Below are 26,062 nucleotides of genomic sequence, written 5' to 3' on the forward strand. Positions count from 1 at the left end.
TTCCCCCCGGGCAGGAATACGTCGTATATTGGACCTCCAGCAGTCCGGTCCTCAAACCACCAATGTCCGCCGAATTGACGCCGCCCCCTGAGAAAAGGCGAACCTTCTCGCTCTCCATCGGCCAGCTCACCTTCGGTAGCTTCCTGTTGGTGCTGGCGGTGATCATTGTCACCTCGACTGCGAGCGTGATTGCGATCCGGCACATCGATTCGACCTTCGCCGAGCTGCAGCGGCTGCAGAGCGTCGGTGACCTCGCCGAGGACATCGATCGCCGCATGAACGAACTGCGTCTTGCCGCGCGCGACTTCGTCACAGATCCCGGTGCCGGCATCCAGTTCCAGCAGGTCGGCGAGGCGGCCTCGACGCTCAGCGACATCCTGAAGAAGACCCGCATCGAGCTCGCGCCCGAGCAGCAGGACATGCTCGACGGGGTCACCGAGCGGCTCGCAACCTATCGCTCCGGCCTCGAGCGGATCTCCACGCTGATCGACCGCCGCGCCCAGCTGCTCGCCGGACTGCCGCCGCTGCGCGAACAATTCGACGCAGCGGTTGAAGGCACCGCGGACCGCGAGCTGGCGTCCCGCCTGTCCGAGGCACAGGGCCGGATCGCGATCGGGCTGCTCGCGCGCAACCCGTCTGCAGCCGAGCAGGCTGCACAGGGAATGCGGGGGCTCGATATTGCCGATGCCAAGCTGAAGTCGGCGGTGAACGACTATGCCGAGGCGATCATGGCCGTCGCCGTCCGCGAGCGGCAGATCGCCGACATCGATCGCGAGGTGCTGGGAACGGAAGGACGGCTGATCGGCCGCGTCACCGAATTGCTGCGCGAGGTCAGCTCCCGACGCGGTCACGTGCTGTCGCGCGACTTCGCCCGGACACTGACCGAGGCGCGATGGCAGAGCATCGTGCTCGGCACGGTCGGCGTGCTGATCGGCATCGGCGCTGCCTGGTTCGTGGTTCGCAGGACGGTGCGTCCGCTCGCCCAGATCGCGCGATCCATTCGCGCGCTCGCCGCCGGCCGGAAAGACGTCTCAATTCCGTCCGCCGACCTTGGCAACGAGATCGGCGACATTGCGCGGGCGGCCGAAGTGTTTCGCCGCGCGCTGGAGGAGGCCGACACCGCGCGCGAGGCGGCGGTGCGCGCGCTCACCGAGCAGCGGCTCGCCGAGGAGAGCTATCGAAAACTGTTCGAAGGCTCCATCGACGGCATCTACGTGACGACCCCGGCCGGTGACCTCCTCAACGCCAATCCCGCGCTGGCGCGCATGATGGGCTACGACAGCCCGCAGCAGCTGATCGACAGCATCAGCGACATCGCCCACACGATTTACGTCCACCCCGAGGCGCGCGCCGAATACCAGCGGCTGATGGCGCGCGACGGCATGGTGCGCGAGTTCGAGTATCAGGTGCGCCAGCGCAGCGGCGACATCCTCTGGCTCTCCGACAGCGCCACGGGCGTGCGGGACGAAGCGGGCAACATCATCCGCTACGAGGGCACGCTGCGCGACATCACCGACCAGAAGCGGGCGGAGGAAGCCATCGCCGAAGGCCGGCGCCTGCTCCAGCAGGTCATCGACACCGTGCCGGCGGTGATCAACGTCAAGGATCGCAATCTACGCTACGTGCTGATGAACCGCTACATGGCCGGCATCTTCGGCATCGAGCCCGGCGAGGCGCTCGGCCGCACCACGGCCGACCTGATGTCGCGCTACGGCGCATCCAAGTCCGACGAGAGCGACAAGCGGGTGCTCAAGCTTCGAAAAGGTCTCGGTTTCTACGAGGAGGAGTATCAGGACGCCTCCGGCAACATGCGGCAATGGCTGGTCAACAAGTTGCCGTTGCTCGACGCCGAGGGCGAGATCGAGCGGATCGTGACCGTTGCGCTCGATATCGGCGAGCGCAAGCGGGGCGAGCAGGAGATGCGCAAGGCCAAGGAAGCCGCCGAAACCGCGCTGCGCAATCTCCGCGAGACCCAGGCCTCCCTGATCGAGGCCGAGAAGCTGGCCGCGCTCGGGCGCCTCGTCGCCGGCGTCGCCCACGAGGTCAACAATCCCGTCGGCATCAGTCTCACCGTCGCCTCCGCGCTGGAGCGCAAGACCGCCATGTTCACCGCCGAAGTCGAGCGCGGCGAGCTGCGCCGCTCCACGCTCAACGACTTCCTCAGCACCAGCCGCGATGCGTCCTCGCAGCTCGTCTCCAATCTCAACCGCGCCGCCGAGCTGATCCAGTCGTTCAAGCAGGTCGCCGCCGACCGCAATTATTCGGATCAGCGTACTTTCGATCTCGGTGACCTCACCGAGCAGGTGGTGATGAGCCTGCGGCCGGGCCTGCGTAAGCACAATCTGACGCTCAACGTCGAGTGTCAGCCGGACCTGACCATGAACAGCTATCCCGGCCCGTACGGCCAGGTGCTGACCAATCTGTTTCTGAACTCGGTGGCGCACGCCTTCCCGGACGGCCGGCCCGGGACGATCGAGATCCAGGTGCGCGAGTCCGGCAAGGACAACGTCGAGATCATCTTCTCCGACAATGGCTGCGGCATGTCGCTCGACGTCCGTCGCCGCGCCTTCGATCCGTTTTTCACCACGCGGCGCGACCAAGGCGGCACCGGCCTCGGGCTGCACATCGTCTACAGCATCGTCACCAACCGGCTCGGTGGCCGGCTCGATCTCGATTCCGAACCGGGTGGCGGTACGCGCATCCAGATGATCCTGCCGCGTGTGGCGCCGCTCGAACAGGCCGCGGAATAGCTAATCGACGTCTGCAAGCTTGTGCAGCGTCGCGCCGAAGATCTGGCTGGCCTTGCCGACCAGCGCGGTGCCGGTCATCTGTCCGCGCGTGTCCGTGAACGTGCCGGTGACGCCGATGCCGACAGGGGCAGGGCCGCCGAACAGCGGATTGTCATCGCCTCGAGGCGAGGTGTGCCGTTGCACCAGCACCTCGCCCTTGAAGCTGTTGTTGTCCTTCACCGTGTAGCTGCCGGTGTAATACAGGTAGGCATCGCCGCCGAGAATCTTGCCGTCGCGGAAGAGAATCACGCCGCTGCCCTTGCCGACTCGACCATCGAGCAGGGTGACGTGAATTGAATAGAGGCCGTTTTTCATAACGTCCCGTAGGCCGGCCGCCATCGCCCAATGGCGCAACCGGTCCCGCTTTTATGCCAAAGCCCATCCCTGCGCGCAACGAGGCAGTTTGCCGGCCGGTCGCGGCGGCTGCGAGCCGTCGTTGTTCCGGTTTGTCCATGACACCGTCGTGACGCTCTGATGGTGAGGCGAGGCCCGACGTTGCGAATCAGAGTTGGCCCGCGAAATGCATAACCATTGTTGCACTGGCCGCGGGGTGCTGGAGCAAGACGAACGTGACCAACTGGATCGATTCCGGCGGCGATGAGCCGCGTCTGTACGGTGCGCGTCCCACGAATTGCAAAAGCGAACAACGGCGGATTGGCGATGCGATACGCCGGGCAAACCTCACGAGGCTGGCGCCCGCGTTGGCTTTGATCGCGCTCGCAGCCCCCTCGGGGCACGCGCGCGACCGCGGGCAGTTCGCCAACACCAATCCCGAATTGAAGGCTTGGTTCGACAGTCTGCGCAGCGGCGAGGGGCCCTGCTGTTCCGATGCCGACGGTTCGGCGCTCTCGGACTCCGACTGGGACAGCAAGGACGGGCATTATCGCGTCCGCGTCCCGCGCTATGGCTATGCGCTCGATGGCCAGCAGCAGGAGCTCGTCTGGGTCGACGTGCCCGCGGAGGCCGTGATCTCGGAGCCGAACCGGGTGGGACGCACCATGGTCTGGCCGATCTACGGCTACATGGGTGTCACCATCCGCTGCTTTATGCCCGGTAGCATGACTTAGCCTTCGGGCGTGACGTCGTCGCCGGCTCGGTGCCTGGACGGCGGGGCGCCCCGTCGCGTCAGGTATATTTCTTGTCGCGCTCGAGCAGCTCGATCGAGATGCCTTCGGGCCCGCGGATGAAGCAGATGCGTACGCCGGGACGAATGGTCGTCGGCTCGCGCGTGAACGTGACACCCTTGGCCTTGATCTCGGCGGCGACCGCGTCGATGTCCTTCACCGTCAAGCCGAAATGGTCGAGGCCCTGATGCGGGTGCGGAGGTGGCGGGCTGACGGCGCTGTCGCCCTCGAGTGGCGCGATGAAGATCCTGGCTCCGCCGAGGTTCACGTCGATTCGTCCCGGCGCGCGCACGATCTCGCCACCAAGGATGTCCTGCAGCCAGGCCGCGGTGGCCTCCGGATCGGGGCTGCGCAGATGGACGTGATCCCAAGCGACGGCGAACGGCATTTCATAATCTCCCAACGGGTCTTTTCGATGCTATGGCGCATGCTAGCAGTATCGCCGGTGGCCACCACCGCCGTTGCCGACTCGCATGACGTTGGGGGAACCTTAGTTCGTCGCCCGAATTAAGGTAAGCTGTGACTAAATCCATCTTCGATGGTGCTGCGGTCGCGATCGGTGTGCAACCATGAATGCGAGGCTCGACCGACTCGGATTGGGGCGCTTGGCCGGCACCGGCGAACGACTGGCGCGGGCGGTGACGATTGCGAGCGTCTCATTTGGCCGAAGCCTTCTATGGCTGCTGGCGGCAATCATCGTCGGTTGCGGCATTTGGATGCTGCTACCTCTCTCCAAGGGCAACAGTGCTGAGCCGGTGAGGCCTGAGCTGGCGGCTGTTGAAGCGCCTCCCTCCGGCGATGCGTCCAAAGTAGCCTCGCCAGTGTCCGAAGCTCAGGTGCCGGCGACAGCAGAACTTGGTCGTCTCAGGATTTCATCACAGACCTGGCGTCGCGGCGGCCTCGGCTCCAAAGCCCTGGTGACGTTCACGCTGCGAAACGACAACGACTATGCCGTAAAGGATGTCGAGATCGTCTGCGCCTTCACGCGGCGCGATGGAAGTCATCTGACCGACCGCAGCCGCGTGCTGGCGGATCCGGTCAGCATGAAGAGCCGCAAGACCTTTGTGCGTATCCCGATCGGCTTCGTTAACGTGAATGCCGATCAGGCAAAATGTTCCCCGGTTGCAGCACGCCGTGCTTGAAGGCGACTTGTCCCGGTAGCTGAAAAGTTACCTTCTGCGGTCCTTGGCCGAAAACTATGCATCACCATTTGAACCGAACGGCTGGGCCAGGAACCAATTGGAAGATCGCCTGTTGAGGCGAGCAGAGCCCACGCGGGGATGCGGGGGGCGGAGCGCGGCCAATGCCCATCTTTAGGTATTTCATCTTTGTCGGTGGAGCTTTGCTCACACTGCTGTTCGCGGCGGATTTCGTTTTCCCGGCGGCGCCCGTAGCGCAGGCCGTCGCGACCGCAAGCAACGACCAGCCGCTGATCCGAATCCGGTCCGACCGCCATCTGCCTGAGCGCGTCGTCCTCGACACCAGCCAGCCGACGATTGTCGCACCCGCGGTTCAGACTGCCGCAGTTGCGGCTCCCCAGCCACCGGTACAGGAGAGCCTGTCGCCGGCTTTGGCCGAGATGTCTGCCAAGACGCGGGTGCGCGAGACCTTCGCCCAGTTCACGCCAGAGCCGAGGGCCGGGACCGCCGCAGCGAGGAAGTCCGACGCGGGCCAGCCCCAGACGTTCCAGGCCCAAGCGTCTCCTGTCCAGGCTCAGCCCAAGCGTAAGATCGTCAGGACGCAACCGGCGCATCAGCCGGGCCGCCCCATGATGCTGGTCGCTCAGCAGCCGCATTTCGGCCTCTTCAACACGACCTGGTAACAGCGCCTTCGGCTGCCTCGATCGAGGTGGGAAGGGCTTTTTATTGGCCGGCCTCTCTGCTAATTCGAACCAATCCGACCGCCGTCGGGTGTACTGGCTCCTCGCCAGTGCCGGCCGGCGGATCTCGGTGGCCCGCTACTCGGGCCAGGGCGCTCGTAGCTCAGCTGGATAGAGCATCGGATTTCGATTCCGAGGGTCGGAGGTTCGAATCCTTCCGAGCGCGCCAGTCCTCTTTGTTCCATATATGTTCTAAAGCGGCGAGGATGCCGGGTCACCGCCGCGAGGGCCTGCGGCGTCCATCAGCCTGCCGGGACACCGCTTTGCCGGCCGCGTGCCAGCGTGTCGGAGGGCGCCTCGTGGAAGATCGCGCGGTAGGCTGCGGCAAATTCGCCGAGATGATGGAAGCCTTGGGCACGTGCGCAGGTGGCCACGGTGACGCCACCCTTGAGGAGGCGGGCGCGGGTCGCCCACAGCCTCTTCAGGCGAATGTACTGGTGCAGGCTCATGCCCCGCACCTTGCTGACGGCGCCGCCGAGCGTACGGATCGAGACGTCGAACTCGCGGGCGAGATCGGCTGTATAGATCGGCGCGGTCGGATAGGTAGCGACGTAGTCGTCGATGCGCTGCACGAGCTTGATCGCCCGCTCGCTGTGGACCGAGGTGCTCCGATCCGACGTCGAATCGATTCGAAACAAATCGTCGAGCGCGAGCAGCAGGCCTTCCTGCAGATGGGCCGCAACCTCGGTCGTCTCGAACAGGTCTGGCTGCACTGACGCGGTGCGCAGGATGTCGAGCAGGAGCTGTCGGGTGTGGAGCAGGGCGGGCCGGTTCGCGACATGGGCGCGCAAATGGTCGGCGCGGTCGAACCAGCCCCGGTCTCTCAGCTCGGGGGAGAAGATGATCATGGCGTGATGATTGGTCCGGGGCTCGACGAAATGGCACTCATCGTTGCCGTGGAGGGCAGCGAAGAAGCGGGCGTCGAGATCCACACCTTTGAAGTTGACCTGAAGATCGTCGCTCATCGACAGGATCACCATCCCGCCCGGCATGCGATAGGCGGTGTCTAGGATCCGCGCGAACGATCTCATCACGATGATGCGGCACGCCGGCAGGGAGACGATGGCTCGGGCCGCCGCGAAGTTCGGGATGTCGAGCGGAATGCTCCTCGCATCCTCCATCGTCTCAATCGGCCGAAACGCATCGACATCGGAGAAGCCGATCAGTTGAAGGGCAGAGGAGGGAGCGAGGTCGTCGAACAACATGATTCTGGCCGGCCGCTGAAATGAGACAATCAAAGGAACATCGCTGCATCATCAATGGCGAAGCATCGAGTTTCAGTAAACCGAATTTCAGGGCCGTAGTATTGCGGACATCATGCCATGAGGTACGTTGGCTCATCGCCGTTCCTCAACGCTCTGCACCTTCATGTTGACAGCACCGAAACACGATCGGTTAAATCGTCATAAGTGACCTTTTCGGCTGATCTCATCTTTGATCTAGATCAAACATGAACGGCTTGGGGCCAGTGATCCACTGCGCAAGACATGATCTCGCAAAAGCGAAGGGGCCCGAAGGCCCCTTCAAACGTCACCAGCGGCGATAGCCGTAGTACCCATAATGGCGCGGCCCGTAATAGCGCGGCGGCCCATAGTACCGCGGGCCGTAATAATATGGCCGCGGCCTGTAGTAGTAGCCATAATAGTTCGGCCGCCACCAGCACCGTCCCCAGGCGTCGCAGACCATGCGGACCTGCTCGACGCCGGAGACCTGCGGTGTCGCAGGTGCAGGCGCGATGGGCATGGCGGATGCCGTCGACGATGCAACGAGGGCGCCGAACAGGAACGCGGCCAATCGGCCAGTCGTGAGGTTCATGATGTCTTCCTTCGCTTACGCGATGCAGGATATCGAGGTTGTTCTGATCAAATTGTGGCCGAACCGAAATGTAATACAGATGAACAGGCGAGCTGACCCTTACGTCACGGCTCGGCAGCGGGCCGTAGGCCGGGCAGGCCGTGTCGTGACTTGAGCTTGATCGTGCGCAATTCGCAAGTTTGCCTTGGCTCTTACTGTCGCCGTCATGGCAGCGGCGTGGTGCCTGCTGCCGGGCAAGGTGAGCTGAATGCGAGTCATTCCAGATCTGTCGATCTCGCCGGAGAAGGTGTTCTTCGTCATCTCGAAATCGCGCCGGTCCGACAGCGAAGCGGGAGGGGGTGGCGTCATCCTGGACTTCGGCGACGACGACATGAGCTACGGCCGCGGTGGGCGCGGCGAAAGCACCGACCGTGCCGAGCTCGCGGGCTTCATCCGCGCTCTCAATGTTGACGAGCAGATCGATCTCGTGGCGCTGACCTGGCTTGGCCGCGGCGACGGTGATCTCTCCGATTGGCGTCAACTGCGCGCCCAGGCCGCCCAGGCGCACAACCAGCGTACCGCCTCATACCTGATCGGTACGCCAATGCTCGCCGACTATCTGGAGGAGGCGATGACGCAATTCGGCAAGTCCTTCGAGGAATTCGAAGAACAGCTCTGATGCCGGATGCGGCGTCTGCAAGTGAAGGAGAAGTTGCGATGGACAAGATGAGAATGGACAAGGGTGACTGGCTGGTCGTGTGCGACGGGCGCAAGGCGCTCATTCTGGAAAACCTCGGCGACGAGATGTTTCCGAACCTCCACACCAGGGAGGTGCACGAGCAGCCCAATCCCGCGACCGCCGCTCAGGGGGCCGACGCGCCGGGCCGGTTACATGGCGCAGCCGGCAGCGCACGCAGCTCGGTCGAGCAGACCGATTGGCACGACGAGGCCGAGCGCGCCTTTCTGCGGAGCCTGGCCGGCCGGCTCGATGCCGCCGTCAGCTCCGGTGAGACGACGGCCCTGACCATGGTGGCCTCGCCACGTGCGCTCGGCATGATCCGCGCCGACTATTCGGACGGGCTGCGCAAGGCGCTTCAGGGGGAGGTCGGCAAGGACCTCGTCAAGCTGCCGATCTACGAGATCGAGAAGCAATTGCTGCGGTCGGGCGCCGCCAAATAGATGAGTCGCAGCGGCCGCGGCGCCTCAGTAGCAGGGGTGCCGCCGGCCGTCCTGACCAATATAAGCGGCCGCGCTGCGGTAGCAGTGGTTGGTCGCCGGGCCGTCATAGTAGGCGAAGGTGCCGGGGCTGATACCCGGGCCGTAATTGTGCAGGTAGCTGATCGGGTAGGGCAGCGGGTTGGCGTAGGAGCGGTGGTACCGGTGGCGGCCGTTCGCCTCCGCGAGGGCGGGGGCCAGGACCGCAGCCGTCAGGGCCGCAACCGCGGCGACACGCGTCAACTTGCTCATCTCGATTCTCCGGAACCCGCTCGAATGGGTCAGCTTGTTATAGCAATTTCGAGCGGCCAAGCATCGCTCCGGAGGCCAGAAATCAAGGCCAATCCCGCAGATTTCCGGGTGGGTGTGACAGAATTGCCGGACATGCGGCCAAAGCTGCCCATTTTTGGCCTTTTCGGGATGCTTAACGAATTCCCCACACAAGTATGACCAAAGACTATTCGGTTCAGATTCTTCCGCCGGCCCGGGGGGCATTTGCCGGCCCCTCGAGTCCGGTACATTCCTGAAGGCCTTCGCCGTCATCTCGCCATGCGCATCACGCTTCCGAGTCTGCTGTTGCTCTGCCTCGCCGCCGCCACGCCCGCGCGCGCCGAGCTGCACATCACGCGCGACCACGGCGGCTATGTCGAGGAGTACAAGGCCAAGTACAAGCGGGTGCGCGAAAAGGGCGAGCGGGTCATCATCGACGGCATCTGCAATTCGGCCTGCACGCTCGTGCTCGGCATCGTGCCGATGAACAAGATCTGCGTGACGCCGCGCGCGAGCCTCGGCTTCCACCAGGCCTATTACGACAAGGCGTTCACCTTCGGCATCAAGGTCACCAGCGCTGAGGGTACCTCCGATCTCATGTCCTACTACCCCGACACGGTGAAGGACTGGATTCGCCGCAATGGCGGGCTCACCACGGACATGAAGAAGATCAAGAACGGGGTCGAGCTCTGGAAGATCGTCAATCCCTGCCCGGACGAATGGTGAGCGGCTGAGACGGACCGCGATCCTCCGTCGCAGCGCAGCATATCGTCACCACGAAATTCGCATTGCCGCATGGCCGAGGGTCGGGCAATGAGGGCGGCAATGAATCATAATCAAGAAGCCCTGGCCGCCCGCGCCGCGCCGATCCTGTTCGTGCTGCTCTGGAGCACCGGATTCATCGGCACCAAATACGTCGTCAACAATGCCGATCCCTTGACCTATCTCGCCATCCGCATGGCGATCGTGGTCGGGCTGATGGCAATCATCGCAGGAATCGCTCGGCCGAAATGGCCTGATAGCGCCGGCATCGCGCACAGCGCGGTCGCCGGCATCCTCGTCCACGGCTTCTATCTCGGCGGCACCGCGATCGCGATCGCGCATTCGATTCCGGCCGGCCTTTCCGCGCTGATTCCGGGCCTGCAGCCGATCCTGACCTCGACCATCGCCAATCGCTGGCTGGGCGAACGGGTCACGCCACTGCAATGGGCCGGGCTCTTGCTCGGCCTCGGTGGGGTGGTGCTGATCCTGCACAACCGCCCGATGACCGGCGAAGCCGGACTCGGCTGGCTCGCCTCGGTGGTCTCGCTGGTCAGCATCACGCTCGGCACGCTCTATCAGCGCCGCTATTGCAATCACATCGACTGGCGCGCCGGCAATCTCGTGCAGTACGTGGCGGTCACCATCTTCTTCGCGGTCGGCGCCTTCCTGTTCGAGGATCGCGTGGTGCACTGGACGCGGGAGTTTGTGCTTGCGCTCGCCTGGCTCGCGGTCGCGCTCTCGATCGGATCGATCGGGCTGTTGTACTGGCTGATCCGCCACGCCGCGGCGACCTCGGTCGCGAGCCTGTTCTATTTGGTTCCGGCCGTCACGGCCCTGATGGCCTATCTGCTGTTCGGAGAAAAGCTGGATGCGATTGCCATTGCTGGCATGGCGCTCTGCGCCGCGGCGGTCTTCGTCGTCAATCGGCGGTCCTGACGGCGTGCACAGCCGCGATCCTGAGAGCAAGCGTCATCCGGGCCGGCGCGCAGCCAAGCGGCGAGGATAGGCGCGCGCCGTCTCCGGGCGCGCCCGCACCCGGAGACGTCTTCCGGTGCGATCAGCGCTTGGCCTTCTTGGCCTTCTTCTTCGACTTGCCGGCTTTCTTGGTCGCCTTTTTCGCAGACTTTTTCGCCGCCTTCTTGGACGACTTCTTTGCGGCCTTCTTCGTCGTCTTCTTCGCAGCCTTCTTGGCTTTCTTCTTGGCCGCCTTCTTCGGCGCTACTTTCTTCGCGACCTTCTTGGCGGCTTTCTTCACCTGCTTGACTGCGGTGACTGCCGCGTCCTTGGTCGTTTCCACGGCGCTGGTGATCGTCTCCATCGCCTGTTCGGTGATCGGCTTCTCGTCGTCCATATCGTCCCCCACGGTTTGCATGGAGCGATGACGATAGCGGGTTTCGAAATTGTGTCAAAGCGACGCTCAACCTTTGCGGATCTTTGCGTAGGCGGCGAGCGCGCGTTCGCGTGCCCTGGCATGATCGACGATCGGTTGCGGATAGGTCTTGCCGATCGTGATGCCCGCGCTCGCAAGCTCGATCGGCGTTGCCTGCCAGGGCCGGTGGATCAGCTTGGCGGGCAGGGCCTTCAGCTCCGGAACCCAGCGTCGAACATAGGCTCCATCAGGATCGAACTTCTCGCCCTGGAGCTGCGGATTGAACACGCGGAAATAGGGCGCAGCGTCCGCGCCGCAGCCGGCGACCCATTGCCAGTTGGCAGGATTGCTGCCGGCGTCCGCGTCGACCAGCGTGTCCCAGAACCAGGCCTCCCCCTCGCGCCAGTCGATCAGGAGGTGCTTGACCAGGAAGGAGGCCACCACCATCCGCACCCGGTTGTGCATCACGCCGGTGTGCCAGAGCTCGCGCAGGCCGGCATCGACGATGGGGTATCCGGTGCGCCCGCGCTGCCAGGCGGTGAGCGCTTCTTTGTCGGGCTGCCAAGGGAAGCCATCGAAGTTCGTCTGCAGGTTTTGGGTGGCGAGCTGGGGATGATCGTGGAGCAGGTGGCGGCAGAATTCGCGCCAGCCGAGCTCGCTCAGGAATTTATCCACACCCTGCCCGAGTGCCGGATCTTCCGCCGCGGCGAACCGGGCGGCGTGCCAGAACTGACGCGGGCTGATCTCGCCGAAGCGCAGATGCGGCGACAGCCGTGAGGTCCCGTCTCGGTCCGGACGGTCGCGGTCGCCCACATACATTCGAACAGTGTGCTTGAGGAAGTCGCGCAGGCGCAGATGGGCGGACGCGGCACCGGGGGTCCATGCCTCGCGCAGGCCGCCCGCCCAATCGGGCGTGGTAGGCTCGAGCGTCCAGCTCTCCAGTCGATCGCTTGCGATGCTCGGTGCAGGGCCCAGCTGCTTCGGCGCGGGCAGGGGCTTTGGCGGGTCGCCGAGGGCCAGTACGCGGCGCCAGAACGGGGTGAACACGCGCAGGCCCCGGCCGTCCTTGGTGCGGATCGCCGCGGGCGGGACCAGCAAGTCGCCCGGAAAGCTTTGCGCGTGCATGCCGAGCTTCGCAAGGGCCGCTTGGAGCTGTCGCTCAACCGCCTGATGGGGCGCCTGCGTGATCTCGTTCCAGTAGACGGCGCGGGCACCGCTCTGTCGCACCACCTCAGGGATCACCTTGGCCGCCGGTCCTCTGCGCAGGACGAGCGAGCCGCCGCGCGCGGCGATCTCGGCTCCGAGCGCCCGCAGCGACTGCGCCAGCCACCAGCGTGCCGCACCGCCCGGCGCTCGCCCCGCCGCCTCGTCCAGGACGTAGAGGCAAAGCACCGGCGCTCCGGACTTGGCGGCGGCGTGGAGGGCGGGGTGGTCGGACAGGCGGAGATCGTCGCGAAACCAGACGATGACGGGCGGGGTCAGGGAAGGCCTCGTTTACCAATTGGAAACCGTACGGCGTGCGGCGGTGGGAACCCGTCGTTAATGCGGCTGTAAGTCAATTGCACCAATATGCAGGAATTACGGGGGTCATTCCATCCATGTCCAATCTTCTAACGGCGAAGTTCCTGCCGCGGTTCAAGCTCGGCACCAAAGCGGTCCTGTGCGCGGTGCTGCTGATCGCAATGAACACGGCGCTCGTGGTCGGCGCCGGCTATTGGTCACTGACATCCGCCTTCACTGACCGCGCCCTGCGCGACATCGAGGTCAATCTGCGCACGCTGGGGCTGGCCTTTGCGGAGACCGTTCCCGAAGCCAAGATCACGATCCGAGACGGCGCGGTGGTCCGCGCCGAGATCCCCAAAATGCCCGACTTCAGGGATCACGCCATCGTCGACCGGGCGGTGTCCTATGTCGGCGGCAACGCGACCCTGTTCGTGTTCGACGCGGCGAGCGGACAGTTCATCCGCCGCTCGACCAACGTGAAAAAGGAAAACGGCGACCGCGCCGTCGGGACCCAGCTGGCCGCCGATCATCCGGGGCAGGCCCCGCTGCGCCGTGGCGAGGCCTATAAGGGGCCGGCCACGCTGTTCGGCAAGACGTTCATGACCGCCTATTTCCCGATCGCCGATGGCACCGGCAAGGTCGCCGGCATTCTCTATGTCGGCATCCCCATGGTGCAGTTCGAGGGCATGCTGTCCCAGGCGATGGAGAGCATGGCGGCCGCTGCCGGGCTTGCCGCGCTTCTGGTGCTGGTCCTGACCCTGCTGGTCGTCCGGCGCATCACCCGGCCCCTGACCTCGGTGACGCATTCGCTCACCGCGCTTGCCAACGGTCAGAGCGACGTCGCGATCGAATGCGAGGACCGTGCCGACGAGATCGGCGAAATCGCCCGCACGGTCGCGGTGTTCAAGAGCAACTCGCAGGAGCGGGCGCGCCTGCGCACTGAGCAGGCAGCGGCAACCGCTGCCGCAGCCGAGCAGCGCAAGGCCGAGCTGCGCAACTTCGTCGAGGGGTTCCGCGGCAGCGTCGGCGGCATTCTCGACAAAGTGCTGGCATCGTCCGGCGAGTTCGAGCGCGCCGCGCGACAACTCACCGACGCCGCGCGCTCCACGGCAGATCTGTCGGCGCAGTCGGCGGGAGCTTCCGAAAGCGCCTCCGAGCATGTGCGTTCGGCGGCGTCCGCTTCCGACGAGCTGTCTCAATCCATCTCCGAGATCACCCGCCGGGTGCAGGAATCGAACGAGATCTCCGCCGAGGCGGTGCGGCAGGCCGAAGCGACGGACCAGCGCATCGCGCAGCTCTCGGAGGCCGGCTCGCGCATCGGCGACGTCGTCAAGCTGATCACCTCGATCGCCGAGCAGACCAATCTGCTGGCGCTGAATGCGACCATCGAGGCTGCACGCGCGGGCGATGCCGGCCGCGGCTTCGCGGTGGTGGCTCAGGAGGTCAAGACGCTCGCCGGCCAGACCGCGAAGGCGACCGACGAAATCTCGAACCAGATCGAGAGCATGCAGCTTGCGACCGAGGAATCGGTCGCAGCCATCAAGGCGATCAGCCAGACGATCGAGCGCATCAGCGGCATCGCAGGCTCGATCTCGGCGGCGGTCGAGCAACAGAAAAGCGCGACGCACAACATCGTGGCCAGCGTGCGCGCCGCGGTGTCAGGCACGGCCGATGTCGCGGTCAATGTCCGTCACGCCGCCAAGGGCGCCAGCGAGACGGGCGAAACGTCGAGCCGCATGTTTGCTTCCGCCCAGGCGCTGTCGGGCGAGAGCCTGCATCTGAAGGCCGAGGTCGAGAGCTTCCTCGACCGCGTGCACGCGGCGTGATTCTGGGTCATCATCCCGGGATGGTCCGAAGGACCAGCCCCGGGATCTCGAGATCTCGGGTTCGATGCTGACGCATCGCCCCGGGATGACTTTTTGGGGCCGCTATCCGCGACCGCCAAAAGTCATCTGGGCTGCGGGACGATGCGGATGTAGGGCTTCGGCTCCTTCCAGCCCTGCGGATAGATCGTCTTGGCCTCGTCGTTGGAGACCGAGCCCGCGATGATGACGTCGTCGCCCTGCGACCAGTCGGCCGGGGTGGCGACGCGATGCTTGGCGGTGAGCTGGAGCGAGTCGATGACGCGCAGGATCTCCTGGAAGTTCCGGCCCGTCGTCATCGGATAGACCAGCACCAGCTTGATCTTCTTGTCCGGGCCGATGATGAAGACGTTGCGGACGGTTTGGTTGTCGGCCGGCGTGCGGGTGAGGGGATCGCCAGAGGTCGAGGCTGGCAGCATGCCGTAGAGCTTGGAGACGTTGAAATCGGTGTCGCCGATCATCGGGTAGTTCGGCGCGGCGCCTTGGGTCTCCATGATGTCTTCCGACCATTTGGCATGACGGTCGACCGGATCGACCGAGAGGCCCATCAGCTTGACCCCGCGCTTGTCGAATTCCGGCTTCAGCTTGGCGAGGGCGCCGAGTTCGGTGGTGCAAACCGGCGTGAAATCCTTCGGGTGTGAGAACAAGAGGGCCCAGCTGTTGCCGATCCAGTCGTGGAATTTGATCTTCCCTTCGGTGGTTTCGGCTTCGAAGTCAGGGGCGGTGGCGCCGATCGGAAGTGTCATGATCTTACCTCATCTCATTGAATCTAATCGAGAATTCGTCTCCGGCCGTCACATCCATTATAAGGGCTTCGCCGGCCTAAGTGAACGCCAACTGAACCGGCTCAAGTAAAATGTGAATTCCTTCTTTGAAGAGCCGATTTTCTAGCAACTTATTGTTACAGCGGCAGCTGCGGCGAAACAGCTCCACCCGGGGTCACACGGTCTCGCTCGCCCCGATAATGCCTTTTATGACTTTCATCACGCTCGCCCGGCGCGTTCTAGAACCAGATTGGTCCTGATAGCGACCAATTGGCAACCATCTAGAAAAGTCGCGATCCCCGTATCGAATCGTTAACCACCCCTTTACGCCGGCATGGAAATGCTGGTCGATCAGAAGAAGTCTGGAAGTGAACTATGTCCGCCGCTGCGCCTAAGCCCACCGAGCCGTCGTCCCTCGTGCCGTCCTGCCGCGATACCGCAGCTCATGCCCTTTCCGTCGTGCGGGACGGCGTGATCACGGGCGAAGGCCCGACCACCAAGGGACGGGTGCATTTCTCCCGTTCGCTCGACGCCGATGACACCGCCTGGTGCGTGCGCATCCTCACCGCCACCGCCGTCAACGACCAGCCGGTCAGCCGCGCCGAGGCCGAAGTTCTGTTCGAGATCAACGAGGCCGCGACGGAGCGCACCGATGGCGGCCGGTTCGACGACCTGCTTGCCAAGGCGGTCGCCCATTATGCCGCGAGCGCCTCGGGCCTGAAGGTGCCGCCGCGCAGCGTCGCGCTGTCGGCCGACACCGAGATCGAGAGCTGGGCGCCGTCCTATGCCTCCAAGGTCAACAGCGAGATGCTGGAGTGGATCGCCGGCCAGATGCGTGGCAAGCGCCAGAACAACCGTCGCCTGATGGCGATGGTGGCGACCTTCCTCGGCGCCACCGCACTGCCTCTGGCAGGCCAATTGCCGAACGTGTTCGACATCGGGATGTAAGGCAAATGGGCCGCGGTCGCGGCTCGCAGCGTCGTTCGGTTTCCTCCTGTCCCGGACGCGGCGCAGCGCGTAAGCGGTGTGGCGCAGAGCCGGGACCCAGGACACCGCGCGGTTCGCTGTGACATGGGCCCCGGCTCTGCAGCGCATCGTCCAAGAGACGCCGCGCTGCGTCCCGGGCACGAGACCTGAGTTTCAGGCAAACAACTGTCTCAACAGCGTCATTGCGAGCGCAGCGAAGCAATCCAGAATCTTTCCGCGGATACATTTCTGGATTGCTTCGCTGCGCTCGCAATGACGGGGCAAGTTGCGACACCGCGTCTCTCCAATTCGCGTGACTCGCAGGCACGCTTCCGCATCCTCGCGGCTCATTTCGCCCGAGCTTTGCCTGTCGTCCGACCCTCAATTGAAAGAGGGCGCAGGGAAGACCGGGTGCCGGCCGGGCACCCACGGTCCACTGTGCGAAAGGTGGCAACGAAGAATTTGCACAGCGGCATACAGGTGAAGCCAAACATCCGGCCTTCCCTGCGCAGTGGCTTTACGGCTTATGTCGTGCTCTCCTCGGGGAGCGATGCACTATTGCCCCCGTCGCCCCGCGGATGGCTGATGCGCTTGCCCGGTTGGGCCGCAACATCACCGCAAGACTTGACGCACAGACCCCGGGCGTCAGGACCACACGATTTTGCCGTACGCCGATGACACCGGTCGTATGCGCGAGGTCTTTGCTCACGGCTCTCCGCCCTGCAAACCCTTTCGCGCCAACGCCATCAGCGTCCACCGCCCCCCGGCCCGCGTTCGTGACGATCGCGATACGCCCCTCTTCCTTGGGCCGGGTTGCGCGACACATAGGCGATTTCCGAATTTCGGTAAAGCGGAATATTTTGGGCCGCGTGCGTTGACCCATAGATTGGATGTTTTGCCCGTCGGGCAACGCAAGGGATGGTAGCTGCAACCATTCAATCCGGCGCGGTCTGCGCCGTCGGTGGATTCGGTGCAAGCGCCTGCGCCGGCTTCGTCGCGGCCGGATAGAGCTCGGTCTTGGCGAGATCGCGGCGGAGCGACGATGGCGCCGCGTGCAGGGCAAAGGCGATCGCGATCTGCGTTCTGTTCTGAAGCCGGTACTTGCGCATGATGTTGCCGATATGCGCCCGCACCGTGTTCTCCGAGATGTTGAGCTCGTAGGCGATGTTCTTGTTCTGCATTCCCCGCGCGATCAGCGTCATCAGCTCCCGTTCGCGCGGCGTCGGTGCGATCAAGTCCTTCGGATCCGAGCTCATGGCTGATGCCTCCCTGGCCTTTGCGAACATCCCGGCATGCTCTCACTCCGTCTTGAGCGCCTCGATCGGGCTCAGCTTGGACGCCTTGTGGGCTGGATAGAAACCAAAGACGAGGCCGGTCGCGATCGAGAAGACGAGAGACAGGCCGATCGCCTGGCCGTCGATCGAGGTGACCCAACCGGCCATGCGGGCGACCGTCATCGAGAGCGTGATGCCGCCGGCGACGCCGATGGCGCCGCCGAGCAGGCAGAGGACGAGCGCTTCGCAGAGAAACTGCAGACGGATGTCGCGCATTCGCCCGCCGAGCGCCCGGCGGATGCCGATCTCCCGCGTGCGCTCGGTGACCGACACGATCATGACATTCATGATGCTGATGCCGCCGACGAGCAGCGAAACCGAGGCGATGGCGACGAGCAGCAGCGCGACGGTGCGGATCGCGCCCTGCTGCGCCTCCATGGCGGCGGCGGGATCCTGGACCTTGAAGTCGTCGTCCTGGCCGGCGGGGATGCGGTGGCGCTGCCGCAGCAGGTTCGCGATCTCCGCGCGCGCGCCCGCCATCTGACCGTCTGCGGCCACCTTGGCGATGATGTAGGCGACCGCGTCGCGGTTGATCTTGCTGGCGCTGCCGAGGAAGCGGAGCTTGGCCGTGGTGAGCGGCACGAAGGCGACGTCGTCCTGAGCCGGTCCCTTGCGGTCGAGCACGCCGACCACCTCGAGCGGGACCTTCATGATCCTGATCTGCGCGCCGATCGGATCGTCGCCGGGTGCGAACAGCTCGCGCGCGACCGTGCTTCCGAGGATCACGACCTTGCCGGCGCCGGCTTCCTCGGTGGCGGAGAAATAGCGCCCGGCCGCGAGCTGCCAGTCGCGCACCATGAAGTGGCCGGTGGTCGTGCCGTTGATCGTCGTGTTCCAGTTCTTGCCCTCGTGGATGACCTGCGCCGTTCCCGCGATGGAGCCGGCTGCGGCCTGGATTTCCGGGATCTGCTCGATAATGGCCTGCACGTCGCTCTCGGTCATCGTCAGCTTGCTGCCGTCCTTGAGACGCACACCGCCCTGGTAGACCGCGCCGGGGGTGATCATCAGCACGTTGGCCCCGATCGAACGGATCTGCTCCTGGAGGCGGAGCTGCGCGCCGGCCCCGATCGCGAACACCGTCACGATCGAGGCGACGCCGATCACGATGCCGAGCATGGTGAGGAAGCTGCGCAGCGGATTGAGGCGCAGGGCGTGCAACGCGATCTGAAAGCCCTGCAGCATCGTCATGACACAGCGCTCCGTTTCGCCAGAGCAGGGGTCTGCGTTTCGTCGCCGACGAGCTCGCCGTCATGCAGGTGGATCGTGCGCCGGCACTGGGCCGCGATGCCGGGATCATGGGTGATCATGACGATGGTCTGGCCGATCCGGTTGAGCGCGGCGAACAGGGACAGGATCTCGGCACCGGTGCGGCTGTCGAGCGCGCCGGTCGGCTCGTCGGCGAGCACGATCAGGGGGGAGGCGATCAGTGCGCGCGCGATCGCGACGCGCTGCTGCTCGCCGCCGGAGAGCTGCCGCGGGAAGTGATGGGCTCGGTGCAGCATGCCGACCGCCTGAAGGCTCGCTTCCGCGCGCGCCATGCGTTCCTTGCGCGCGATGCCGCAATAGACCAGCGGCAATGCGACGTTCTCGATGGCATCGTGGCGGGCGAGCAGATTGTAGGATTGGAACACGAAGCCGATGCGGCGAGCGCGCAGGGACGAGCGGCGATCTTCCGTGAGATCGGCAACGTTGGCGCCCTGAAGATAGACCGCGCCCTCGCTCGGCAGGTCGAGCAATCCGATCATGTTCATCAGCGTCGACTTGCCGGAGCCGGACGGTCCCATCACGGCGACGATCTCGCCTTGCGCGATGTCGAAACTGACATTGCGCACCGCGGCCACCGCGACGCGCTCGGTGCGATAGGTCCTGCTGACCGACTGGAGGCTGATGAGGGGCGCAGCGGCGGTCATGACCCGAACCTGATTCCGAGTATTTCCATGCCCGCCGGGCGGATGGCTTGGCCGACCGCGACCTCGCTGCCCTCGACGAGGTCTCCGCTCCGGAGCGCGACCTGCTCGGTGCCGGCGGCGCCGACCGTGACGGCGACGCGCTGCAGCGCGCCGCTGGCGGTGCGCACCCACACGCCGCTGCGTCCGGTGTCCGGCCGCGTGCCGGTCGGCTGGAATCGCAGCGCTGCAAGCGGCACTTTCAGCACGTCGTCCTGGCGTTCGATGACGATCTTCACCAGGGCAGTCATTCCCGGCAGCAGCGCGCCGTCGAGGTTGGCGGTCGCCAGCACCACGGTGTAGGTGACGACGTTCTGCTGGGTCTGCGGCGCCTTGCGCACCTGGCGCACCACGGCCTCGAAGCGGCGGTCCGGGTAGGCGTCGACGGTGAAATGCGCGTGCTGCACGGGCGCGATGCGGCCGATATCGGCTTCATCGACCTGCGCGTGAATCTCCATGTCCTCCAGGCGGTGCGCCACCATGAAGGTGGTGCGCGCTTCAAGTCCGACCGCGAGCGTCTGCCCCTCGTTGACGAACCTGCCGACCACGACGCCGTCGATCGGCGAACGGATCATGGTGCGGTCGAGATCGGCCTGGGCTGCGGCGAGGACGGCGGCTTTCTCCGGCACCGCCATGCGAGCCTGCTGCAGCTCCGCCTCGATGCGGCGGACGTCGGCCTGCGCACCCTCCACCGAATAGGAGTTGAGGGACATCAGGATCTCGGCTTCGCGTTCCTGGGCGAGGCGCGCGGTGAATTCGGTCTGTGCGTCGTCGACCGCGGTCGTCGCCACCACGTTCTGCGACTGCAGCGCCAGCTTGCGCTGCAGCGTCTTCTGAGCCGAGGACTTCACCGCCTGCGCGCTCTCGAGCTTGGCCGCGAGCACGTCGCGGCTGCCCCTCGCATTCTGCAGATCGATCCTGGCCCGGTCGAGCTTGGCCCTGGCGATGTCGACCAGGGCATTGGCGACGGCCAGCGACGCCCGGGCCTCGTCGACCTTGGCCGCAAAGCTGCGCGGATCGATCAGAGCAAGCGGCTGATCCCTGGTGACGGTGTCGTTGAAGTCGACATAGACGCGGGCGAGCTGCCCCGACAGTTGCGATCCAACCTCGATCGTCTTGACCGGCTGCAGGGCGCCGGTGACGGTGACGGTCTGCTCGATGCTGCCACGCTGGATCGAGGCATAGCGGAACAAGGGGGCATCCGATCCGATGGTCGGCGCTTCGCGGCCGCCGGGCACGAGCAGCCGCCTGGTCTGCTCATAGGCGCGAGCGGCCGTGTCCGCCGCGCTCCCGGCAGCGCCGGCGATCGTGCCCGGACCGGCGTAGAGGATCGCAGCGAGGCCGCATGAAGCTCCGAGCAAGGCAAATGCTGGCACAAATCGCATATCAAAACTCGCCGATTGAATTAATTTCGGGGAATCAGGAAAAAGTGGCAAGCTCGCTATGGTTGTAAAACGTCTAAGGTTGTATCGAATGTCAGTATGTCGTCCTCGCCGGGCTGACGGTCGGGCGTGGCGCATCATCCAGTGGTAAAGCAGGTGGGATGCTACTTTTCGTGATTTGATCAGGATGCATACGGAGCGTATCGATATGAGGCGCGCGGTATCGATCTCGATAAGCTGACTGAACGTCCCGTCTGATCCGGCCGGAGCGGCCAGCAGCTGGCGTCGAGCCGACACATGGGTGGCGATGCCATGATGCAGCCGGCGAGACCACGACGCAGCATTGCCGCATTCTCGATGTCGGTGCGCCCCGATGCCGCCGGCGGTAAGATCGACGTCCTCCCATCACGAAGCCCGATATGTGAACGCCTTCACTCGCCTCCGGAGCGTGTTGGCCCTATGACATCGAACCGGCAGACCGGCGCGCTCGGCTCGATCTGCGCGAATCATCCAAGCACCTTGATCTCGCTTGCAAGAAGAATGGATAGCTCGTTGCCTTTTCATCGAGCCCCAAGCCGGGGAGCCCATTGCCATGAATTCGGACCAAGCCACAGTTTATGTCGTTGACGACGAAGCCCAGATTCGAGCCGCGATCGGAAGTCTCTGCGAGGAGACCGGGCATCAGGTGAAGTTGTTCGCCTCGACCGACGAGTTCCTCACCGAGACCGTTTCGCCCGGGCCGTCATGCCTCGTGCTCGACGTGAGGTTTCCCGGCACGTCGCCGACCGGGCTCGAGCTTCAGCGCCGGCTGGCCGAGACGGGCGTGTCCATTCCGATCGTCTTCATCAGCGGCTACTCCGACGTCCGCGTCTCGGTCGAGGCGATGAAGCGCGGCGCGGTCGAGTTTCTGCCAAAGCCGTTTCGCGAGCAGGAGATCCTCGATGCGATCAGGCACGGCATCGAGCGCGACCGCAGGCGGCTGCAACGCGAAGACAGCGTCCGTGAAGCCCGCCAACGCGTCGAGACGCTGACGGCCAGAGAGCGCGAGATCATGCTGCTGATGGCCGAAGGGCTCGTCGCCAAGCAGATCGCCGCACGACTCGGCGTGAGCGAAGTGACCGCGAAGGTCCATCGCGCCAGGATGATGCGAAAGCTGCAGCTGCGTACGCCGATCGAGGTGGTGCGCCTGGTCGACAGCATGGGGCGCCAAGCCGAGACGACACGCAGCGTCTAGTCCGTAGCGACTAGCATGAACTGCAGTCTGTCGCGCCGGCCAGGATCGGTTCAGTCTCACCCCTACGATGTCGGCCTCTTTCCGGGAAGGCATCCGAAACCAGTCAGACAACTTGGCCAGAAAGGGATACTCCATGCGTAAATTGTTTTTTGCTTCCGTTGCCGTGTTCGCTCTGTCCTCCGCAGCTCAGGCCGCCAACACCTCCACCACGGTGCAGGTCGGCGTCGTGAACTCTTCGAGCGTTTCGCAGCAGGGCCTCACCAACTCTACCTCGTCGACCAGCCAGCTCGGCATCATCAACGGTGCGACGACGATGCAGGGCACCAGTGCTGCCTCGCTCAACAACGGCAGCACCGTGAACCAGATCGGCGTGCAGAACACGGCGGCCACCGGCCAGGTGGCGCTCGGCAACAACGGCAGCGCGATCACCCAGAACTCGTTCGGGCCTGCCGCGCTCCAGAACAACTCCGCCGCCGTCGGCCAGCTCAGCGTGTTCGGCATCAACGGCAGCACCGTCTCGCAGACGGCGAACTGAGGCACGGTTGGTTTAGGTCGGACGCACCCAGGTTGGTGCGTCCGGGCCACTCTCTAGAGCACCGCTACCGGGCAGGACGGTCAATTGCGACGCCGGCTCATTCTCGCGGAGGACAGGACATGCGGATCACCTATTTCATTGCAACTCTCGCAGCATTCGGTGCACTGACGGCAGCCGATGCCCGGGCCGGCAACTCGGCCAGCGTGCTGCAATTCGGCACGACCAACTCTTCGTTCATTTCGCAGAGCGGCGGCACCAGCAACAGCGCCACCACGATGCAGTTCGGCGCCACCAATGCCGCGACGACCTTGCAGACGGGCTCGCTGCTCACCGTCAACACCTCCGTGATCGGGCAGGGCGGCACCACTGCGACCGCAACCAATACCGCGCTGACCGGCCAGGTTGGCGGCTCCAATTCGAGCCTGATCGGCCAGATCGGCGCGAACAACACCGCCGGCGTCGGACAGCTCGGGATCCTGAACGGATCGACTGTCCTCCAGCAGGTTCCGTGAGCAGATCCGAAGTGGTGAGGCATGTCATGAAACGTCATCTCGGCGGCGCATGTGCCGCAACGCTCGCTCTATACCTGGCCGGCGCCCTTTCGGCGCAAGCGCAGACGGCCGACATCAAGACCATCGTGTCGGTCGGCGGGCCGCCCGTGGTGCTGAACCAGAACAGCCAGCTCAACATGGCGGGCGTGTTCATGATCGGGGGCACGACCAGCGCGACGGTCACCCAGAACGGCACCAACAACGCCACCGGCGTGCTGCAGTTCGGCGGAACGAATTCCGCATCGATCGGGCAGGCCGGCGTCAACAACTTCGCCTATGTCGGCCAGGCCGGCCAGTCGGCGACCAGCCTGATATCGCAGCTCGGCGCGATGAATGCGGGCACGGTGGCGCAGTTCGGCACCGTCAACGCCTCGACCATCGTCCAGACCGGTCCCTGACGCGCGAGCGATCTCGCCAGTGTCGACAACGAACGGGGAAGCGCGATGCGAGGTGGCAGACAGGTGCTGAGGCGGGCTTTGGCCCTGGCGGCGATGCTCGCCGCCGTCGGTGCGGCGACGCCGGCAAGCGCGGGGACCGTCCAGCGCAGCGTGACCAACCGGAACGTAAGCATCCAAACGGTCGTGCAGTTCGGCGACAATGTTCAGCCTGTCACGATCGAGGAGAACAGCCGCATCAACATCGCGCGGGTGATCCAGATCGGCGGGACCGGCACGGTGGACGCGACCATCATCCAGAACGGCACGCACAACTATGCCAATGTGATCCAGGTCGGCGGCACCACCAATGCGGCGATCGGTCAATCCGGGGTGAGCAACACCGCCGAGATCACCCAGATCGGCAATTCCACCAACGCGCTCCTGCTCCAGATCGGCGACATGAACACGGGAGCGGTGAGGCAGTTCGGGCGTTTCAACTGGCTGGCGATCTTCCAGTTCGGCCGATGATGGAGGTGTAACATGAAGCTGCTTCTGCTCGCATCCGGACTGGGATTCATGAGCGTGGTTGCAATGGCGCCGGCCGGCGCCGGCGACGGTCACACCACCGTGGTCCAGGACGAGAACGGCACGTCGGTGATCACGCAGAGCGGTGATCCGGCGGAGGCCGAGGTCACGATCGACAAGGAGCCCGGGCGTACGACGGTCACCCGCCGCAGCGGCGGCAACACCGCGATCGTGACACAGGGCAGCGCAAGCCCGCAGGACATGCTCGACTGGCTGCGCAAGCTGCAGGGCCACTGACGCACGAAGCCATTGAAATGAGAGAGGAATTCCGGGCGTTCTGCCGCACCTTGTTCCCGGTTATTCGCGTGCCTTAACCAATAATTAATTATACGTTTGCGGGTGGGCGACAGCCCGGCCTAGCCTCCTTTCGGGGAGCCGCTATCGCGAAGCCAAACGAGTGTGGTGCGTATCATGATTGCCAGATCATATGGGGCGTTGTTCGCCTCACTCAGCGCAGCTGCGCTGCTGCTTAGCTCCAGTGACAGTCCTGCCAGAGCTGCTGGCGCCACAGCGTCCGGCGTCGCCGCAGTTGCTGCCCCGCCGGCTGCGGCACGTCCGCCGATCGGGCCGGGCGCCAGGTTCCATCGCCGCAGCGCTCCCTGGGTCTATTGGCCGGGCGGCGGCAGCTACTTCTACGACGGCGCCGGCTACAGCCAGCCCTTCGCCGATGTGAACCAATCGCTCTCCGCCGATGTGCGCTACACCTACACCTATGATGTGCCCTGGGACTGGACGCATCGCTATCCGCCGAACGTCGTGCCGTCCAATCGGCCCTACGTGCCGAGCTGCCCGACGGAGCAGGTGACGGTGCCCGGCCGTGGCGGCAGCGAGCACACCGTCAACATCATGCGCTGCTATTGAGCTAGCCGAGTTCGAAGCTGGTGACGCCGAAGACGCGGTCGATGCGCAGCGGCGCGATCGGCCCCGTATACATCCGCGCCGTCTCGAACACCGGCTCGAGGCCGAGCGCCTCGGCGAGCGCGATCGCGACGGGATTGACGGCGGGGACGTCGAGGAAGACCTCGCCGGCGCCCGCGCTTCCGAGCAGCGCCTGCACGACTTGATCCGCGGCGGCGCGATCGTCGGCGACGAGCGGGCCGATCTTGTAGCCCGTCCGGCAGGTCCGGATCACACCCCATGCAGCGAGCCTGCCCTCGCGCAGCAGCGCGCGGCCGACATGACCTCGCGTGTTGATCCAGGCGCGCAGGAAGGCGCTGCGCGCGGCGGGGAATACGCTGGCGTCATCGGCGTCCACCAGCGCAAACGGGACCTTGTCGAGCGCAACGACATCGGCAGACGGCTTGACGGATCCCGCAACGGTGCCGCCATAGCGGATATTGGCGTAAGCGAGCTGGAAACCCGACTTCTTGTAATTCTCCTGCTGCGCCACCACGCCGTCGAGGCCGATCACGCGCGCGCCTGCATGCGCGATCGCGGCATTCCAGATGCGCAGGCCATGGCCCGCGCCGCGAAAGCGCTCGCGCACGATGTAGAAGCCAAGGAAGGCGAAGCGGTCGTCGTGATTGACGCAGGAGACGGTCGCGACCGGCTCGCCGTCGATCTCGCCGAGGAAGAAGCCTCGGGCATCGGGGATCGCGAAGCAGGCCGCATCCGCCAGCCCCGGATTCCAGCCCTCTGCAGCGGCCCAGTCGACGGCGAGGGCGATTTCGTCGGGGCGCAAATTGCGGATCTGCAGATCACTCATTTCAAGCGCCTCATGATGGATGTCTTCGGCCATGGACCTGCCGACGGGTCTGGCTGTAGAAGGCCTCATGATAGGCCGAGCCTGCGGCTCGCCTCAACTAAAGGGATCATCGGATC

The 26,062-nt window shown here is 64.8% G+C and carries 30 protein-coding genes and 1 tRNA gene; 18 read left to right on the plus strand and 13 right to left on the minus strand.

What is annotated here, in order from left to right:
- Positions 1-62 precede the first annotated feature (62 nt).
- Positions 63-2,750: a PAS domain S-box protein gene (locus GA0061099_RS28665; RefSeq protein ID WP_036027531.1), complete on the plus strand. Its 2,688-nt coding sequence runs from the start codon at positions 63-65 to the stop codon at positions 2,748-2,750.
- On the opposite strand, the gene GA0061099_RS28670 is transcribed toward GA0061099_RS28665, so the two are convergent.
- Positions 2,751-3,104, minus strand: coding sequence for a GrlR family regulatory protein (locus GA0061099_RS28670; protein ID WP_036011154.1), 354 nt, complete (start codon positions 3,102-3,104; stop codon positions 2,751-2,753).
- Positions 3,105-3,358: 254 nt separating this feature from the next.
- Here GA0061099_RS28670 and GA0061099_RS28675 point away from each other — a divergent pair, with 254 nt between their 5' ends.
- Positions 3,359-3,856 (plus strand): hypothetical protein, encoded by a 498-nt coding sequence (locus GA0061099_RS28675; protein WP_036011156.1) that lies wholly within the window; start codon positions 3,359-3,361, stop codon positions 3,854-3,856.
- 58 nt (positions 3,857-3,914) lie between these two features.
- Here the strand turns inward: GA0061099_RS28675 and GA0061099_RS28680 are convergent, their stop codons facing one another.
- On the minus strand, positions 3,915-4,301 hold the full coding sequence (locus GA0061099_RS28680; RefSeq protein ID WP_036011159.1) for a VOC family protein: 387 nt from the start codon (positions 4,299-4,301) through the stop codon (positions 3,915-3,917).
- Positions 4,302-4,482: 181 nt separating this feature from the next.
- Between GA0061099_RS28680 and GA0061099_RS28685 the strand changes: the two genes are divergently transcribed.
- The 3 genes from GA0061099_RS28685 (at position 4,483) to GA0061099_RS28695 (ending at position 5,961) form a co-directional block, all read left to right on the plus strand.
- Positions 4,483-5,055, plus strand: a complete 573-nt coding sequence (locus GA0061099_RS28685; protein WP_036011161.1) for a hypothetical protein — start codon at positions 4,483-4,485, stop codon at positions 5,053-5,055.
- A gap of 161 nt (positions 5,056-5,216) precedes the next feature.
- Positions 5,217-5,735 (plus strand): hypothetical protein, encoded by a 519-nt coding sequence (locus GA0061099_RS28690; protein WP_036011164.1) that lies wholly within the window; start codon positions 5,217-5,219, stop codon positions 5,733-5,735.
- Between the two features lie 149 nt (positions 5,736-5,884).
- Positions 5,885-5,961, plus strand: a tRNA-Arg gene (locus tag GA0061099_RS28695).
- A gap of 73 nt (positions 5,962-6,034) precedes the next feature.
- Here GA0061099_RS28695 and GA0061099_RS28700 read toward each other — a convergent pair.
- Together GA0061099_RS28700 and GA0061099_RS28705 are read right to left on the minus strand one after the other, a co-directional pair.
- On the minus strand, positions 6,035-6,997 hold the full coding sequence (locus tag GA0061099_RS28700; protein ID WP_036031627.1) for an AraC family transcriptional regulator: 963 nt from the start codon (positions 6,995-6,997) through the stop codon (positions 6,035-6,037).
- A 325-nt stretch (positions 6,998-7,322) separates the two neighbouring features.
- Complete coding sequence (locus GA0061099_RS28705) at positions 7,323-7,607, minus strand: hypothetical protein (protein WP_036031624.1); 285 nt, start codon at positions 7,605-7,607, stop codon at positions 7,323-7,325.
- A 247-nt stretch (positions 7,608-7,854) separates the two neighbouring features.
- Between GA0061099_RS28705 and GA0061099_RS28710 the strand changes: the two genes are divergently transcribed.
- Together GA0061099_RS28710 and GA0061099_RS28715 are read left to right on the plus strand one after the other, a co-directional pair.
- Positions 7,855-8,265 (plus strand): DUF3775 domain-containing protein, encoded by a 411-nt coding sequence (locus tag GA0061099_RS28710; RefSeq protein WP_036031620.1) that lies wholly within the window; start codon positions 7,855-7,857, stop codon positions 8,263-8,265.
- Between the two features lie 38 nt (positions 8,266-8,303).
- A complete protein-coding gene (locus tag GA0061099_RS28715; protein ID WP_036031617.1) occupies positions 8,304-8,765 on the plus strand; it encodes a host attachment protein in 462 nt (153 codons plus the stop codon).
- A 24-nt stretch (positions 8,766-8,789) separates the two neighbouring features.
- On the opposite strand, the gene GA0061099_RS28720 is transcribed toward GA0061099_RS28715, so the two are convergent.
- Positions 8,790-9,053 (minus strand): hypothetical protein, encoded by a 264-nt coding sequence (locus GA0061099_RS28720; RefSeq protein ID WP_036031614.1) that lies wholly within the window; start codon positions 9,051-9,053, stop codon positions 8,790-8,792.
- A 297-nt stretch (positions 9,054-9,350) separates the two neighbouring features.
- Between GA0061099_RS28720 and GA0061099_RS28725 the strand changes: the two genes are divergently transcribed.
- Positions 9,351-9,797 carry a hypothetical protein gene (locus GA0061099_RS28725; RefSeq protein WP_036011182.1) on the plus strand — a complete coding sequence of 149 codons (447 nt, stop codon included), beginning with the start codon at positions 9,351-9,353 and terminating at the stop codon, positions 9,795-9,797.
- Between the two features lie 99 nt (positions 9,798-9,896).
- Complete coding sequence (locus GA0061099_RS28730) at positions 9,897-10,769, plus strand: DMT family transporter (protein ID WP_036031610.1); 873 nt, start codon at positions 9,897-9,899, stop codon at positions 10,767-10,769.
- Between the two features lie 121 nt (positions 10,770-10,890).
- On the opposite strand, the gene GA0061099_RS28735 is transcribed toward GA0061099_RS28730, so the two are convergent.
- Together GA0061099_RS28735 and GA0061099_RS28740 are read right to left on the minus strand one after the other, a co-directional pair.
- Positions 10,891-11,184, minus strand: a complete 294-nt coding sequence (locus tag GA0061099_RS28735) for a hypothetical protein (RefSeq protein ID WP_036031605.1) — start codon at positions 11,182-11,184, stop codon at positions 10,891-10,893.
- 66 nt (positions 11,185-11,250) lie between these two features.
- Positions 11,251-12,642, minus strand: a complete 1,392-nt coding sequence (locus GA0061099_RS28740) for a cryptochrome/photolyase family protein (RefSeq protein ID WP_050996269.1) — start codon at positions 12,640-12,642, stop codon at positions 11,251-11,253.
- A gap of 158 nt (positions 12,643-12,800) precedes the next feature.
- Here GA0061099_RS28740 and GA0061099_RS28745 point away from each other — a divergent pair, with 158 nt between their 5' ends.
- Positions 12,801-14,531, plus strand: a complete 1,731-nt coding sequence (locus GA0061099_RS28745) for a methyl-accepting chemotaxis protein (RefSeq protein ID WP_036031599.1) — start codon at positions 12,801-12,803, stop codon at positions 14,529-14,531.
- 122 nt (positions 14,532-14,653) lie between these two features.
- On the opposite strand, the gene GA0061099_RS28750 is transcribed toward GA0061099_RS28745, so the two are convergent.
- A complete protein-coding gene (locus GA0061099_RS28750; RefSeq protein ID WP_036011192.1) occupies positions 14,654-15,313 on the minus strand; it encodes a peroxiredoxin in 660 nt (219 codons plus the stop codon).
- Positions 15,314-15,706: 393 nt separating this feature from the next.
- Here GA0061099_RS28750 and GA0061099_RS28755 point away from each other — a divergent pair, with 393 nt between their 5' ends.
- Positions 15,707-16,279, plus strand: coding sequence for a hypothetical protein (locus GA0061099_RS28755; protein ID WP_036011195.1), 573 nt, complete (start codon positions 15,707-15,709; stop codon positions 16,277-16,279).
- A 953-nt stretch (positions 16,280-17,232) separates the two neighbouring features.
- On the opposite strand, the gene GA0061099_RS28765 is transcribed toward GA0061099_RS28755, so the two are convergent.
- Genes GA0061099_RS28765 through GA0061099_RS28780 form a run of 4 tightly spaced genes read right to left on the minus strand, consistent with a single transcriptional unit; the run spans position 17,233 to position 20,962 of the window.
- Positions 17,233-17,553, minus strand: a complete 321-nt coding sequence (locus tag GA0061099_RS28765; RefSeq protein WP_036029207.1) for a response regulator transcription factor — start codon at positions 17,551-17,553, stop codon at positions 17,233-17,235.
- A gap of 42 nt (positions 17,554-17,595) precedes the next feature.
- Positions 17,596-18,819: an ABC transporter permease gene (locus GA0061099_RS28770; protein ID WP_036029045.1), complete on the minus strand. Its 1,224-nt coding sequence runs from the start codon at positions 18,817-18,819 to the stop codon at positions 17,596-17,598.
- On the minus strand, positions 18,816-19,541 hold the full coding sequence (locus GA0061099_RS28775; protein ID WP_036029051.1) for an ABC transporter ATP-binding protein: 726 nt from the start codon (positions 19,539-19,541) through the stop codon (positions 18,816-18,818). The genes GA0061099_RS28770 and GA0061099_RS28775 overlap by 4 nt, the downstream gene beginning before the upstream one ends.
- On the minus strand, positions 19,538-20,962 hold the full coding sequence (locus tag GA0061099_RS28780; protein WP_036029053.1) for an efflux RND transporter periplasmic adaptor subunit: 1,425 nt from the start codon (positions 20,960-20,962) through the stop codon (positions 19,538-19,540). Before GA0061099_RS28780 ends, GA0061099_RS28775 begins: the two co-directional genes overlap by 4 nt.
- 589 nt (positions 20,963-21,551) lie before the next feature.
- On the opposite strand from GA0061099_RS28780, the gene GA0061099_RS28785 reads away from it, so the two are divergent.
- From GA0061099_RS28785 to GA0061099_RS28815, 7 genes are all read left to right on the plus strand, one after another.
- A complete protein-coding gene (locus tag GA0061099_RS28785; protein WP_036029055.1) occupies positions 21,552-22,193 on the plus strand; it encodes a response regulator transcription factor in 642 nt (213 codons plus the stop codon).
- Between the two features lie 133 nt (positions 22,194-22,326).
- Positions 22,327-22,728, plus strand: a complete 402-nt coding sequence (locus GA0061099_RS28790) for a hypothetical protein (protein WP_036029057.1) — start codon at positions 22,327-22,329, stop codon at positions 22,726-22,728.
- Between the two features lie 119 nt (positions 22,729-22,847).
- Positions 22,848-23,240 carry a curlin gene (locus GA0061099_RS28795; RefSeq protein WP_036029059.1) on the plus strand — a complete coding sequence of 131 codons (393 nt, stop codon included), beginning with the start codon at positions 22,848-22,850 and terminating at the stop codon, positions 23,238-23,240.
- A 26-nt stretch (positions 23,241-23,266) separates the two neighbouring features.
- Positions 23,267-23,677 (plus strand): curlin, encoded by a 411-nt coding sequence (locus GA0061099_RS28800; RefSeq protein WP_036029065.1) that lies wholly within the window; start codon positions 23,267-23,269, stop codon positions 23,675-23,677.
- Between the two features lie 45 nt (positions 23,678-23,722).
- Positions 23,723-24,184: a minor curlin subunit gene (locus GA0061099_RS28805; protein WP_036029066.1), complete on the plus strand. Its 462-nt coding sequence runs from the start codon at positions 23,723-23,725 to the stop codon at positions 24,182-24,184.
- 12 nt (positions 24,185-24,196) lie between these two features.
- Complete coding sequence (locus GA0061099_RS28810) at positions 24,197-24,478, plus strand: hypothetical protein (RefSeq protein WP_036029067.1); 282 nt, start codon at positions 24,197-24,199, stop codon at positions 24,476-24,478.
- Between the two features lie 174 nt (positions 24,479-24,652).
- Positions 24,653-25,102, plus strand: coding sequence for a hypothetical protein (locus GA0061099_RS28815; protein ID WP_036013475.1), 450 nt, complete (start codon positions 24,653-24,655; stop codon positions 25,100-25,102).
- 1 nt (position 25,103) lies between these two features.
- Here the strand turns inward: GA0061099_RS28815 and GA0061099_RS28820 are convergent, their stop codons facing one another.
- On the minus strand, positions 25,104-25,946 hold the full coding sequence (locus GA0061099_RS28820; RefSeq protein ID WP_074448165.1) for a GNAT family N-acetyltransferase: 843 nt from the start codon (positions 25,944-25,946) through the stop codon (positions 25,104-25,106).
- Positions 25,947-26,062 lie beyond the last annotated feature (116 nt).

It is taken from the genome of Bradyrhizobium yuanmingense, from assembly GCF_900094575.1.
GTDB lineage: Bacteria > Pseudomonadota > Alphaproteobacteria > Rhizobiales > Xanthobacteraceae > Bradyrhizobium > Bradyrhizobium yuanmingense.

Excerpts from the sequence above, each read along its gene's own strand:
- GA0061099_RS28810 (WP_036029067.1), top strand. The coding sequence starts at position 24,197 with ATGAAGCTGCTTCTGCTCGCATCCGGACTGGGATTCATGAGCGTGGTT.
- GA0061099_RS28670 (WP_036011154.1), bottom strand. The coding sequence starts at position 3,104 with ATGAAAAACGGCCTCTATTCAATTCACGTCACCCTGCTCGATGGTCGA.
- GA0061099_RS28710 (WP_036031620.1), top strand. The coding sequence starts at position 7,855 with ATGCGAGTCATTCCAGATCTGTCGATCTCGCCGGAGAAGGTGTTCTTC.
- GA0061099_RS28680 (WP_036011159.1), bottom strand. The coding sequence starts at position 4,301 with ATGCCGTTCGCCGTCGCTTGGGATCACGTCCATCTGCGCAGCCCCGAT.
- GA0061099_RS28800 (WP_036029065.1), top strand. The coding sequence starts at position 23,267 with ATGAAACGTCATCTCGGCGGCGCATGTGCCGCAACGCTCGCTCTATAC.
- GA0061099_RS28735 (WP_036031605.1), bottom strand. The coding sequence starts at position 11,184 with ATGGACGACGAGAAGCCGATCACCGAACAGGCGATGGAGACGATCACC.
- GA0061099_RS28745 (WP_036031599.1), top strand. The coding sequence starts at position 12,801 with ATGTCCAATCTTCTAACGGCGAAGTTCCTGCCGCGGTTCAAGCTCGGC.
- GA0061099_RS28775 (WP_036029051.1), bottom strand. The coding sequence starts at position 19,541 with ATGACCGCCGCTGCGCCCCTCATCAGCCTCCAGTCGGTCAGCAGGACC.
- GA0061099_RS28795 (WP_036029059.1), top strand. The coding sequence starts at position 22,848 with ATGCGGATCACCTATTTCATTGCAACTCTCGCAGCATTCGGTGCACTG.
- GA0061099_RS28705 (WP_036031624.1), bottom strand. The coding sequence starts at position 7,607 with ATGAACCTCACGACTGGCCGATTGGCCGCGTTCCTGTTCGGCGCCCTC.
- GA0061099_RS28720 (WP_036031614.1), bottom strand. The coding sequence starts at position 9,053 with ATGAGCAAGTTGACGCGTGTCGCCGCGGTTGCGGCCCTGACGGCTGCG.
- GA0061099_RS28790 (WP_036029057.1), top strand. The coding sequence starts at position 22,327 with ATGCGTAAATTGTTTTTTGCTTCCGTTGCCGTGTTCGCTCTGTCCTCC.
- GA0061099_RS28730 (WP_036031610.1), top strand. The coding sequence starts at position 9,897 with ATGAATCATAATCAAGAAGCCCTGGCCGCCCGCGCCGCGCCGATCCTG.
- GA0061099_RS28690 (WP_036011164.1), top strand. The coding sequence starts at position 5,217 with ATGCCCATCTTTAGGTATTTCATCTTTGTCGGTGGAGCTTTGCTCACA.
- GA0061099_RS28765 (WP_036029207.1), bottom strand. The coding sequence starts at position 17,553 with ATGAGCTCGGATCCGAAGGACTTGATCGCACCGACGCCGCGCGAACGG.
- GA0061099_RS28685 (WP_036011161.1), top strand. The coding sequence starts at position 4,483 with ATGAATGCGAGGCTCGACCGACTCGGATTGGGGCGCTTGGCCGGCACC.
- GA0061099_RS28750 (WP_036011192.1), bottom strand. The coding sequence starts at position 15,313 with ATGACACTTCCGATCGGCGCCACCGCCCCTGACTTCGAAGCCGAAACC.
- GA0061099_RS28805 (WP_036029066.1), top strand. The coding sequence starts at position 23,723 with ATGCGAGGTGGCAGACAGGTGCTGAGGCGGGCTTTGGCCCTGGCGGCG.
- GA0061099_RS28715 (WP_036031617.1), top strand. The coding sequence starts at position 8,304 with ATGGACAAGATGAGAATGGACAAGGGTGACTGGCTGGTCGTGTGCGAC.
- GA0061099_RS28780 (WP_036029053.1), bottom strand. The coding sequence starts at position 20,962 with ATGCGATTTGTGCCAGCATTTGCCTTGCTCGGAGCTTCATGCGGCCTC.
- GA0061099_RS28785 (WP_036029055.1), top strand. The coding sequence starts at position 21,552 with ATGAATTCGGACCAAGCCACAGTTTATGTCGTTGACGACGAAGCCCAG.
- GA0061099_RS28700 (WP_036031627.1), bottom strand. The coding sequence starts at position 6,997 with ATGTTGTTCGACGACCTCGCTCCCTCCTCTGCCCTTCAACTGATCGGC.
- GA0061099_RS28770 (WP_036029045.1), bottom strand. The coding sequence starts at position 18,819 with ATGACGATGCTGCAGGGCTTTCAGATCGCGTTGCACGCCCTGCGCCTC.
- GA0061099_RS28815 (WP_036013475.1), top strand. The coding sequence starts at position 24,653 with ATGATTGCCAGATCATATGGGGCGTTGTTCGCCTCACTCAGCGCAGCT.
- GA0061099_RS28665 (WP_036027531.1), top strand. The coding sequence starts at position 63 with ATGTCCGCCGAATTGACGCCGCCCCCTGAGAAAAGGCGAACCTTCTCG.
- GA0061099_RS28820 (WP_074448165.1), bottom strand. The coding sequence starts at position 25,946 with ATGAGTGATCTGCAGATCCGCAATTTGCGCCCCGACGAAATCGCCCTC.
- GA0061099_RS28725 (WP_036011182.1), top strand. The coding sequence starts at position 9,351 with ATGCGCATCACGCTTCCGAGTCTGCTGTTGCTCTGCCTCGCCGCCGCC.
- GA0061099_RS28755 (WP_036011195.1), top strand. The coding sequence starts at position 15,707 with ATGTCCGCCGCTGCGCCTAAGCCCACCGAGCCGTCGTCCCTCGTGCCG.